Consider the following 12040-nt stretch of genomic DNA (forward strand, 5'->3'; position numbering starts at 1 on the left):
ACTTAAATAATACTTAATAATAAGAAAAATAATCATATTTTTTTGATTTGATTGATATGTTATTAATATATCACTAAATATAATAAATAGTCAATAATTTTATTAGAATTATTTAAAAATTATAAAAAGTGTAAAAATTAAAGTGGCTTTTTATTGAAGGATTATATGGTAATATAAATATAAAATTGAGAAAATCAATAATAAATAGTTAATTATAATATTTTTTATTGTAGATATAGAAAGATAAATGTTTTATAAAATAAAACAAAAGATAATAGTTACAACTATAAAAATTAGTAAGAATTGGTTTATAAATAAAAAGATATGAATATGTATTTAATATTATATAGTTTAATTATTGTTTAAAACAATATAGCATAAGTCAAAAATGAATCAAATGTCTAGAATTTTAGATAGAAGTGTAATCAGTGAAGAATAATTTTTTAAAATTTAATTAAGCATTAATTAAAGAAAAAACTGAAAAATGTTAAAAATAAAACAAAATATTAAGTTTTTTAAAAGAATTAAAATGTCAAACTGAATTAACAAGTCAAAAATAACTTAAAATAATTGAAAATGAGTTATTTTTGACTTGTTTTTAAAGGATAACAACTTTTTCAAATAGTGCAAAATCAAAGAAATTTCTGAAAACGTTATTATAACTGCTCTTAGTAATTTGGCATGATTCTTGCAGTATTTAATAGCAGAAGGAGTTTTAATTTGTTTTTTAGACTATATGAAGAACTTGTATAATAAGAAATGTTTGATTGATATTTCAATATAGTGTGAATATGCAATACGTAACGTGAATAATAAATTATAGATAAAGTAAATTTGGCTGCCCAGTAATTTTTTTGATTGATTGAATAAATATTATTCAGTGGGGTGATTGAATGAATTTTTTACTTGCACTATCTTTATCTACTGGCTTTTGTTGTGGAGTATGGGCATTTATTTCTCAGATTCCAGCATTTAATTTAGTGACATGGATTGGATTTGCGGGGTGTACTGCGTATTTTGCATCTGGGAAACATGGATTAGAGGGAATGTCTAGTGCATTTTTTTCAACTATGTCAGGAGTAATTTCAGCAGTTATAGCTGTTTTTATATCAGGCTTGTTTTCCAATATTGCATCGATGGGGGTTATAATGACCGGAATAGTATCTGGAACAATGTGTTTAAAATCTTCAATTAAAAAGATGTGGTTTATACCAGGTGCTTTTATAGGGTGCTTTTCAAGTTTTGCATATATATCGTCTGGAGCTAATTTATTGAGCAAAGATATAATAAGCTTGATATTATCTTTGTCTCTAGGAACAGTTCTAGCCTTATGCTGTGATAAGGGTGGAGACTTCTTATTTAATAAATTTAATAAAAAAGAAAGTGAAATTGATTCTTAGATTGAAAGAAAAATTTAAAGAATTAAAAATTCTTAACAAAGTCGACAGTTGTAAAAGAAATAACTAGGGTTGATTTGCAAAAAAACTATTTGGAGGATTATTATGAGTGAAGTGAAGAAGGTTAATTATACAAAACAGGCAGACGTTGATTTTGATTTAAGACTTGCCATGGAAGAAGCTACAAGATGTCTTCTATGTGAAGATGCTCCTTGTAGTCAGGGATGTCCAGCTGGAACTAATCCAGCTAAGTTTATAAGATCTATAAGATTTAGAAACTTTAAAGGGGCTGCTGAAACAATAAGAGAAAATAACATATTAGGTGGAAGTTGTGCATTAGTCTGTCCATATGGAAATCTTTGCGAAGAAGCATGTTCAAGATGTGGAATAGACAGACCTATACAAATAGGAAAACTTCAGAAATTTGCTATAAATCATGAAAAAGAAACAGAAATGACTATATTGAAAGCGGGAGAAAGAATAGATAAAAAAGTTGTTTGCGTGGGAGCAGGTCCAGCATCACTTGCCTGTGCAGCAAAGCTTGAAGAAAATGGTGTTGATGTAACAATTATAGAAAAATTTGGAAAAGCTGGTGGAGTTTTAACTTATGGAATAACACCATCAAGACTTCCACAAGAGGTAGTAGATCATGATATCAAACAAGTTGAAAAACTGGGCGTTGATTTTAAATTTAATACAGAAGTAAAGGGAAATGAAGGAATAAAGGAACTTTTAAAAGAATATGATGCTGTATTTGTAGGTGTAGGTCTTTGGACTGCTTCTGTTCCTGAAATTCCAGGAGTTGATTCTAAGAATGTATTTACTGCTCAAGAATTTTTGAAAAATGCTCGAGTAAATAATGGAAATATAGAGCTAGGAAATGACATATTAGTAATAGGAGGTGGAGATGTAGCAATGGATTGTGCTTCAACTGCAAAACAGTTAGGTGCAAAAAATGTAGCTATAGTATACAGACGTACTATAGAAGAGGCTCCTGTTTATCATGAAGAACTAAAGTACGTTCAAGCTATGGGTGTTCCTATAATAACTAGATTTGCTCCAGATAAAATAATAGCGGATGATAATGGATGTGTAGAAAAAATGAGCTTTAAGTCTTGGGATAATGTTGGAGAAATGACTATGAAGGCAGATACAGTGATATTTGCCATAGGACAGAAAGCAGAAGAATCCTTTAAAAATATTATAAAAGATGAAGCTGTTTTTGTTAACGGAGATATAGTGAACGGTGGAAAGACAGTAGTTCAGGCTGTAGCTGACGGTAAAGAATCTGCACTAGAAATATTAGACTATTTAAATAAGGAGGCAAAATAAGATGGCATTAAAAAAAGACCTTTCAATAGAATTTTTAGGAGTGAAGTGTGAAAATCCATTTTTCCTATCATCTTCTCCAGTATGTAGCAATTATGATATGATAAAAAAGGCATTTGAAGCTGGTTGGGCTGGAGTATACTATAAAACTTTGGGAATATTTATTCCAGATGAATGCTCACCAAGATTTGATATAGGTAGAAAAGAAAGTGCTGTTTGGACAGGATTTAAGAATATGGAACAAATATCGGACAAACCACTTGAAGTAAACCTTGAGTATATAAAAAGGTTAAAGAAAGAATTTCCGACAAAAGTTATGGCTGTAAGTATAATGGGCTCTGATGAAGAAGAGTGGAAAATTTTGGCAAAGAAAGTTACAGAAGCAGGAGCTGATATAATAGAATGCAACTTCTCATGTCCTCAGATGACAAGCAGTGCTATGGGATCAGATGTAGGTCAAAATCCAGAACTAGTAGAAAAATATACAAGGGCGGTAGTTGAGTCTACACATCTTCCGGTAGTTGCAAAGATGACTCCTAATATAGGTAATATGGAGATACCTGCACTTGCAGCAAAAAGAGGTGGGGCAAGTGGTATAGCAGCAATAAACACTATAAAGGCTATAACAAATATAGATCTTGAAAACTTAACAGCCATGCCAGTTGTAAATGCAAAGTCATCTATATCTGGATATTCAGGTGCTGCAGTTAAACCAATTGCCTTGAGATTTATTACGCAGTTAAAACAGAATGAAGAACTTAAGAATATGCCTATAACTGGTATGGGTGGGATAGAAACTTGGAGAGATGCACTTGAATTTTTACTTGTAGGCTCAGGAAATCTTCAGGTAACGACTTCAGTAATGCAATATGGATATAGAATAGTAGAAGATTTAATAAGTGGTCTTTCTCACTATATGGAAGATAATGGTTTTGAAAAAGTAGAAGATATGATAGGTCTAGCCCTTCCAAATATAATACCAGCAGAAGATATTGATAGATCCTTTAAAATAATACCAAAGATAAACGAAGAAAAATGTGTAGGATGCGGAAGATGTTATGTATCATGCTATGATGCAGCACATCAAGCAATTGATTGGGATAAAGAAAATAGAAAACCTGTGATAAATGACAATTGTGTAGGATGTCATTTATGTCTGAATGTATGTCCAGTTTTGGATTGTATACTTCCTGGAGAGGTAAAGTTTAAAGAAGGTAGAGAAATTCATGAAGTGATTTTAAAGCATAATTACGAATAAAAATATTAATAAAAACGGATACTAGGACAATTGCCCTAGTATCTGATTTTTAGTATAGGATAAATTGTAATTTTAATATATTTGATAAAAATTGTTTCGGGAGAAATGTATTTAAAAGAAATATTATTATGGAGGATTGTAGATATATAAATGGAAAAGAAAAGTACAGAAACAAATGGCATGGTAAAAAATGTTGGTGTTATTACAGCCATGTTTACAGTTGTTGGGACAATAATAGGAGCAGGTGTATTCTTCAAGCCACAAGCGATATATGCAGCAACAGGTGGTGCTCCAGGTCTTGGTATTATAGGATGGATTGTTGCTGGTATAATAACATTATGTGCGGGATTGACAGTGGCTGAACTTGCATCTACAATACCCAAAACAGGTGGAATGATAGTGTATATAAGAGAAATATATGGTGATAAACTAGGTTTTTTAGCGGGATGGGTTCAAGTTTTTTTATACTTTCCCGGTATAATCGCAGCTTTATCAGTTATATTTGCAGATCAGTTTGTAATACTTACTGGCATAGACTGGATGAGAATGCCATTGATATTAGGATTAATAGTATTCGTGGCAGTGTTTAATCTTTTAGGTTCAAAACAAGTTTCTTATTTGGGGAATTTAGCCACAGTCTGTAAAGTATCTGTTCTTATAATAATTATTATAGCTGGTTTTACTCTTGGAAAAGGGAATAATCCGATAGTTAAACCATTTGTAGCAAAGGGAGTAAATCCTTTTATAGCAGGTGGAGAAGTTCTTTTGGCAATATTCTATTCTTTTGATGGTTGGATAAATGTATGCGCACTTGCCGGTGAAATGAAAAATCCAGCTAAAGATCTAGCAAAAGCTATGATAGGTGGATTGATAATAGTAATGTCTATATTTATAGTTATAAATATAGCCTATCTTAAAGTACTTCCAGCATCTACTCTAGCTCATACTCCAGCAGTAGCCCAAGCAGTTGTAACTGAAATTTTTGGAAGTTTAGGTGGTAGAGTAGTGGGTGTTGGTATTATGATATCAGTTTTTGGATGTGTAACGGCATATAGCTTCACTGGATCAAGAGTATTGTATGCTTTAGCAGAAGAAGATATTTTACCGAAGAGTAAAAAACTAATTGAGTTAAATAAAAACATGGTTCCTCAGAATTCTATAATATTGATGAGTACCATATCAGCAATATATGCTCTTAGTGGACAATTCAATCTTTTGACTGACTTTGCAATATTTTCTATATGGATTTTTATAGTATTGACTTTTATAGCTGTTTTTAAAAATAGAAAAATAAAGGATATAAAAACTTTTGGGTATAAAATACCACTTTATCCAATAGTTCCTATTATAGCTATAATAGGAGGAGTATTTGTTTTGGTGATTCAGCTTATATCAAGTACTTTATTATCGATAGGCAGTTTGTTAATATTATCAATAGGCATACCAATATATAACTTAAAAAATAAGAAGAGTAATAAAAAGGATAAGCTTTAGATAGTTAACTATCTAAAGCTTATCCTTTTTATTTAAAAATTTTATATAAAACAAAAAAATATCAAAAAAATAAAAAATCATAGTAAAGTATTATTACAATCGGATTTATTTAAATAGAGCATAAGAGAATAAAAAATTAGCACTTTAAAAAATTAAATAAAACAGCAAAAAATAGTGTCAATAAATGATACAGTACAATTATTGTACAAAAAAACATAAGAAATTTTATAAGCTTAACTATAAAAGTCTATATCTATAATCGAGATAGATATAATCTATAAAATAAGAAGAGGTATATTCATAGAAAAAATACTAAAAATTTAACAATAAAAGTTTATATAATTTTAAAATTCAGAAAAATAGGTTATTAAATAAGCAAAAATTGATATTTAATACACAAAAATAAATGATAAACAATTTCAATAGTTCAGCTATTGAACTAGTCAATTAATCAATAGTTAAATCTATTGACTAGTTAATTTTTTGATGTTAATATTAATTCGAATTTGAGGCAAAGATGTTGCACCAATGTGTCGAAAAACGATACAACCATTGAAAATAGTGGTTTTTGTATGTGTTGGACTGGAGGGGAGTTTATGGGTTTAGGTCCGAGTATTAAAATGACAACATTGCATCATTATAATTGTCCAGTAACTAGAGAACTTTTGAAGGAGAGTAATCTTGAATTTTGTGGAATAATTGTCGATGGTGTCTCAGAAGTTTGTGATGATAAGATTTACACAGCTAAAAGAACAGCTGAAATAGCAGAAGCTATGAGAGCTGATGCAGCTATAGTAGCAATTGATGGCTGGGGTAATCATCACGTGGATTTTGTCAATGTTATTGAGCAATTGGGAATAAGAAATATACCTGCTGTCGGTCTAAGTTTTATAGGACTTCAAGGTAGACTTGTTTGTACAAATAAGTATGTAGATTGCGTAATTGACTTTAATAAAAGTGAGTCAGGCTATGAAAACTGTATTGTAGGATGTAATAACCTTACTGAATACGATGCTATGAAGGCTGTTGCACTTTTAAAGAATAAACTAAAGAAGGTTGGCAAGGATCCGGAAGAAACTTTAGAGTTAGAAGAAAGGGTATTAAGAAGGCTTTTAGTTAAGAAATACGAAATAAAAGATGTTGAGTTTGGAAATAAAACAGAGATATCAAGAGGGAAACTCAGAATAGATAAGAATATTGTAGATAAGTATAAGGGTCTCGAAAGTCGTATTAAAGATATAAAGCTAAGTATTGTTAAACCTGGTGAGTATGATTTCTTTGTTAACTCAAATTTAGATTTTCAACCAATAGCTTGTAAAGTAAGAGGGGAACTAGGAGAAGGTATCACTAGTGAACTTTCCGGAGTTACTCTGATGCTTACAGGTGTGGAAGACAAAAGTGGTTTCCAACCATCTAATATAGGATCATCTGAAGGAATACTTAGAGAACAAGTGGTTTTCGATAGAGATGGGACAGCAAAATCTACTGACTATCTGATTCATGTAGATGTACTATTTAATGAAGGTGAAGGAAGAACTGCAGAAGGAATTATGGCAGCACATAGAATTGCAGATATGATATCTAGGGATATTAGAGAACAGATGAAACATATTGATGATATGCCTTATGAAAAAATAGAGTATCGCGATATTGCCAAAGAGGGTAAAAGAAAAGTTGTACTGGTAAAAATAGTATCAGGTCTTGGTAATATGTATGATACATCGATGTTTCCTTTTGAACCAGGAGGATTTATCGGATCAAGACTAATGATGAATTCAAAGAATTTGCCATATGTAATTACACCTAATCAGTGTAAGGATGGTGCAATTCATTCCTTACTTTAGATAGAAAGTAAAGTGGAATATATTTTTTAAGTATGTGGAACTTAATATGTATATAATATTCAAAATATAAAATACTTAAAGTTGATGTTTGACATATAAAAAATAGTTTGAATTAGATTATGACAAGCTAGCATATAAATATGTAAAAGTATTTATATGAAAGCTTAATTAAAGGGACTTTTTTAAAATGGATTAATCACCGAAGGGGTGTTAATTAATATATTAAATTAAAGGAGTGATAAGCGTGTCGATAACACAAGAGGCAGCAAAAAAACATTATAAGGATCCTGCTATTTTCTGTTGCTACACAGGCAAGGGAACAGTAATAGGACCAGCGGAATTGGAGGATCCTGAATTATTTGAAGAAATGGAAGAGTCAGGAATAATCACTTTGAGTGAAGATGGACTTTCAATTGGACAGGTAATGGGAAGAACTTTAATAAAAGATTGTGATGCTCTTACACCGATTACAAAAGATTTACTAGATGGTGTAAACGAACTAGAAGAAGCAGAAGAATCTGAAGAGGATTCTAATGTAGAAGCTCCAAAAGAAACAGAAGTATGCGAAGGAGGTAGCGGTATGATTCATTTAGAAATTAATAAGCTTGAAGGACTATCTTTAGACCTTCCAGCAGGAGTATCACTTGGTGGTTTACCAGTGGCTAATGTTCCTGGTGACAAATCTATAGGAGAAAAAAAGGTAATAAGAAAACTTGTTAAGAAGCACATAAAGATAAATGATGCTGAAATAGGCAAGGAAACATCTATAAAGGATGGAAAGATTACAATAGATAAGAACATAGTAAAAGATGCTCTTAAAGAAGATGTACTTTGCAAGAGTTTGACTCTTGATGTTATCAAACCAGAAGATCGTCACATTTACACTGAAACTATCATGGACGTTGTTCCAATAGCAACAAAGGTAGAAGGTGAAATAGGAAGAGGCGTAACTAAGGTTGCTGACGGTGTAGTATTTATGCTTACAGGTGTTGACGAAGATGGAGTTCAGATACATGAATTCGGTTCATCAGAAGGATACCTTGATGAAAAGATGTACTTTGGACATCCAGGATGCGCAGATGAAGATGATATAATCATTCGTTGTAATGTAGTTGTTGAAAGACTTTCTGGAATGACTAGACCAGGACCATTCGCAGCTCATAAGTGCCAGGATTACATAATACAGGCAGTAAGAGAAGAATTAAAGAAATATGAAGGTGAAGTAGTAAGAGAAGAAATATGTGAAGACGTTAGAAGAAAGGGTAACCCTAGAGTTGTTCTTGTTAAGGAAATAATGGGACAGGGAGCAATGCATGATAACGTACTTTGCCCAATCGAACCATGCGGCGTAAGTGGCGGAAGAAAGAATGTTGATATAGGTAACGTTCCAGTTGTATTAACTCCAAACCAGGTTAGAGACGGTTCAATCCATGCTTTAACTTGCATAGGACCTGCAACTAAGGAAATGACTCGTCACTACATAAGAGAGCCATTAGTTGAAGGACTTGCAGAAGACGACGAATTCGATTTAATCGGAGTTGTATTTGTTGGTTCTCCACAGGTTAATGACGAAAAACTTTGGGTTTCAGAAAGATTAGGTTCATTACTTGAAAGTTTAGACGTAGATGGATGCATAATCACTACAGAAGGATTTGGTAACAACCATATAGACTTTATAGAACATATCGGTCAGGCTGGAATGCGTGGAATACCAGTAGTTGGAGTTTCATTCTGTGCATATCAGGGACAGCTAGTTGTTGGTAACAAGTACGCAGATGCAATGATAGAAGAAAATATGGACATGGGCGGATTTGAAAACGACGTAGCAGGATGCTCTTGTGTAACACCTGAAGTAGCAACACGTGCTATACAGATGCTAAAGAATAAGATGTTAGGTATAGACATTAAACCAGCTCCAAAGAAATGGAATAATGATGTAATAAACGCTAACAATAAACTTCTTGGTCTTCCTGAAACAGTATTATTAGATAGCGGTACAATGCACTAAAATGATAGATTATCAGATAAACCCAGTATTAATGGGTGGGACAATAAAAAGTATATCTTCAGATGGCACTGTAAAAATCAACCTAAGAGGGAGACTAGGTGTTTTAAAGGTTCCAAGTGATATAGTGATTAACAAAGAAGAATTGGAAGCAGGAAAGAAACTACAGTTTTTCTTTAGCTATCTAAGAGTGATTGACAAAGATATAGAATTCGATGACTTGGATTTAAATGTAGATTACGGATTGAACCCTACAATATTAGGTGGAAAATTTTTAGAAGTAAACGATACAGCAGTGGAAGTTGGAGTTATGAACGGAAAAGGCACAGTTGCAGTTCCAAGACGCTGGGTATTTACTGAAAATGATCTAGAAGAAAACAACAGCTGTGAATTTTACTTAAGCTGTATGCAAGTCGTTAGTTAGAAATATAGAAACAACATCATAAAAGTTTTGAAGGAGGATAAATTAATGAAATTAACAGGCAAAGAAGGAATGCAGTCAGAAATATTTGTTCCGGTGACTCCTAGACCGGTATTTGTAGAATTAAAGAAGCCATTGAGCGAGTGTAAGGTGGCATTTATAACAGCAGGAGGAATACATAAGAAGAGTCAGAAGCCTTTCAATACATCAGGTGACTTCTCATATAGAACAATCGAATTTGATACACCATCATCAGAATTAATGGTTACTCATGGCGGATTCGATAACTCTGATATAAATAAGGACGTTAACTCAATGTTCCCAATAGATCGTCTACATGAATTAGTAGAAGAAGGATTCATAGGATCACTTCCAAAGGAAACTTATACTTTCATGGGTGGTGGAGGAAACGTTGAAAAGTTCATGAACGAAACTGGCCCAGAAATAGCAAGAAAGCTAAAAGAACAGGATGTAGATGTAGTTCTTTGTACAGGTGGATGTGGTACTTGCCATAGATCTGCAACAATAGTTACTAGATGCTGTGAAGAAGCTGGAATGAGCTGTGTAGTAATAGCTGCACTACCTCCAATAGCACGTCAGCAGGGTGCTCCTAGAATATCTGCTCCACACGTTCCAATCGGTTCAAATGCAGGAGAACCAAACAACAAGGAAATGCAGACAGCTATTCTTAAGGAATCATTAGAATGGGTAAGAGATTGTCCAAGTTTCAACCAGACTAAGGTGCTTCCTTACGAATACAGACACAACGTATAAATTTAGAAAATTTATTGGCCGAGATTACATAGCAATACAATAACCCCTAAAGAAGAAGTTAAAAAGTTATTAAAATATATATAAGTTGTAAGAAATAGTGATTTGAGTCGGAAACAAATTGCTAAAACAGAACCATGCATGTGCATGGTTCTGTTTTTATAAAAATAAAAATAAATATAAAAAACAATTTTAAAAAAAAACCACTCTAGTATTAAATTTATAACTAGGGTGGTTTTCTTTTTAAATAATTCCTATTAATGATAGGATCATAGGAATAAAGATTCCTGGAGCCATATTAGCAACCTTTATATCTGTATTTAGAGTCAAATTAAGACCAATACCTATAACTGTAATGCCACCAACTCCACTTACTGAAGCAATAACATCTGGACCAAGATACTTGCTTAAGTATCCTGCTAATGCAATAAAAAATGCTTGATATATGAAAACGGGTATAGATGAAAATAAAACACCAAAGCCAAAGGCAGTTGCAAATAAAGCAGCAAACACTCCGTCTATCATACCTTTAACAACAAGTGTATCACCATTTCCAGTTAGACCGACATTAAGAGCACCTACAACGCCCATTGCCCCTGCACAAAAAAGTATACTGGTTGTAACAAATCCTTCTGCAAACTTACTTTTACCTTTTTTATCAGAAGAAAATTTAGCCTGAATTCTAACACCTATTTTATTTATTTTGTCATCTATATCTAAAAGTTCACCAATAAGTGTACCTGCTGCAATAGACATTACAACTAATAAAACATTATCTCCCTCTATAGCAAGAGAAATACCTATATAAATAACACATATACCCATAGCTTTTATAATAGAGTTTTTAATCTTCTCAGGAACTCCACGCGTAAGAAAAGCCCCAATTAGACCACCTAAAACTATAAAAGCAGAATTAGATAAATTAAATAACATAAAAAACCTCCTTATTATATGAATATGATTTTTACAATACTACAATACAAAAGTTTAATATTCCAAAGAATACTATTACAAGTATATACTATATAATTGTAAGTAGATAGTATATAAAGAATATCTATTAAAATAGTTATTATAAATATAAAAATATAAGTACTTAGAATAATATAACAAGTATATTTCTAAAAATAATAACACTAGTATGGTACCCATATTAAAAAATAAAAAACAATATAAAAAAGTAATGATATAAAAAGATTAGATAAAATCAATAAATCCGATTTGAAATAATAATTGTTATATGTAATAGCTTTTGGAAGTAAATGCTAATAATTTTAATATAAGAGCAAATAAAGCTATTAAGAGTTGAGATTCAAAAGTTTACATGGTTTGAATTAAATATTTTCAAAAAAACAAAAAAACTATTGACGTATTAAAAATAAAGTGGTATATTATTACTTGTCCTTTTACAAAGAGGAAAGCATAAAATAAAAAAGTTTTTAATAAGTTAAAACTAAAAAATAAAAAAAGTATTGACAAAAAACTTTAGATATGTTACTATAAATAAGTCGTCAATAGACG

General features: G+C 31.7%; 9 protein-coding genes. 8 read left to right on the forward strand and 1 reads right to left on the reverse strand.

The window, feature by feature from the left end; translation table 11 throughout:
- Window positions 1–893 precede the first annotated feature (893 nt).
- From BMY82_RS08455 to prdB, 8 genes are all read left to right on the forward strand, one after another.
- Window positions 894–1400 carry a DUF1097 domain-containing protein gene (locus BMY82_RS08455; RefSeq protein WP_091976119.1) on the forward strand — a complete coding sequence of 169 codons (507 nt, stop codon included), beginning with the start codon at window positions 894–896 and terminating at the stop codon, window positions 1398–1400.
- Between the two features lie 102 nt (window positions 1401–1502).
- Window positions 1503–2729, forward strand: a complete 1227-nt coding sequence (locus BMY82_RS08460; RefSeq protein ID WP_091976120.1) for an FAD-dependent oxidoreductase — start codon at window positions 1503–1505, stop codon at window positions 2727–2729.
- A 1-nt stretch (window position 2730) separates the two neighbouring features.
- Window positions 2731–3984 carry an NAD-dependent dihydropyrimidine dehydrogenase subunit PreA gene (gene preA / locus BMY82_RS08465; RefSeq protein ID WP_091976121.1) on the forward strand — a complete coding sequence of 418 codons (1254 nt, stop codon included), beginning with the start codon at window positions 2731–2733 and terminating at the stop codon, window positions 3982–3984.
- Between the two features lie 150 nt (window positions 3985–4134).
- Window positions 4135–5478, forward strand: a complete 1344-nt coding sequence (locus tag BMY82_RS08470) for an APC family permease (protein ID WP_091976122.1) — start codon at window positions 4135–4137, stop codon at window positions 5476–5478.
- A 596-nt stretch (window positions 5479–6074) separates the two neighbouring features.
- Window positions 6075–7322, forward strand: a complete 1248-nt coding sequence (locus BMY82_RS08475; protein ID WP_091976123.1) for a glycine/sarcosine/betaine reductase component B subunit — start codon at window positions 6075–6077, stop codon at window positions 7320–7322.
- Window positions 7323–7566: 244 nt separating this feature from the next.
- Window positions 7567–9330 carry a D-proline reductase (dithiol) proprotein PrdA gene (prdA, locus tag BMY82_RS08480; RefSeq protein WP_091976124.1) on the forward strand — a complete coding sequence of 588 codons (1764 nt, stop codon included), beginning with the start codon at window positions 7567–7569 and terminating at the stop codon, window positions 9328–9330.
- Between the two features lies 1 nt (window position 9331).
- Window positions 9332–9751 (forward strand): CBO2463/CBO2479 domain-containing protein, encoded by a 420-nt coding sequence (locus tag BMY82_RS08485; RefSeq protein ID WP_091976125.1) that lies wholly within the window; start codon window positions 9332–9334, stop codon window positions 9749–9751.
- Window positions 9752–9796: 45 nt separating this feature from the next.
- Window positions 9797–10522: a D-proline reductase (dithiol) protein PrdB gene (gene prdB, locus BMY82_RS08490; protein ID WP_091976126.1), complete on the forward strand. Its 726-nt coding sequence runs from the start codon at window positions 9797–9799 to the stop codon at window positions 10520–10522.
- A gap of 240 nt (window positions 10523–10762) precedes the next feature.
- On the opposite strand, the gene BMY82_RS08495 is transcribed toward prdB, so the two are convergent.
- Window positions 10763–11452 (reverse strand): DUF554 domain-containing protein, encoded by a 690-nt coding sequence (locus BMY82_RS08495; RefSeq protein ID WP_091976127.1) that lies wholly within the window; start codon window positions 11450–11452, stop codon window positions 10763–10765.
- Between the last annotated feature and the right edge of the window lie 588 nt (window positions 11453–12040).

This window comes from Peptostreptococcus russellii (assembly GCF_900110295.1).
Taxonomy (GTDB): Bacteria; Bacillota; Clostridia; order Peptostreptococcales; family Peptostreptococcaceae; genus Peptostreptococcus; species Peptostreptococcus russellii_A.

Coding starts and splice junctions, on each gene's coding strand:
- BMY82_RS08460 (WP_091976120.1), top strand. CDS start 1,503: ATGAGTGAAGTGAAGAAGGTTAATTATACAAAACAGGCAGACGTTGAT.
- BMY82_RS08455 (WP_091976119.1), top strand. CDS start 894: ATGAATTTTTTACTTGCACTATCTTTATCTACTGGCTTTTGTTGTGGA.
- BMY82_RS08475 (WP_091976123.1), top strand. CDS start 6,075: ATGGGTTTAGGTCCGAGTATTAAAATGACAACATTGCATCATTATAAT.
- BMY82_RS08495 (WP_091976127.1), bottom strand. CDS start 11,452: ATGTTATTTAATTTATCTAATTCTGCTTTTATAGTTTTAGGTGGTCTA.
- BMY82_RS08470 (WP_091976122.1), top strand. CDS start 4,135: ATGGAAAAGAAAAGTACAGAAACAAATGGCATGGTAAAAAATGTTGGT.
- prdB (WP_091976126.1), top strand. CDS start 9,797: ATGAAATTAACAGGCAAAGAAGGAATGCAGTCAGAAATATTTGTTCCG.
- preA (WP_091976121.1), top strand. CDS start 2,731: ATGGCATTAAAAAAAGACCTTTCAATAGAATTTTTAGGAGTGAAGTGT.
- BMY82_RS08485 (WP_091976125.1), top strand. CDS start 9,332: ATGATAGATTATCAGATAAACCCAGTATTAATGGGTGGGACAATAAAA.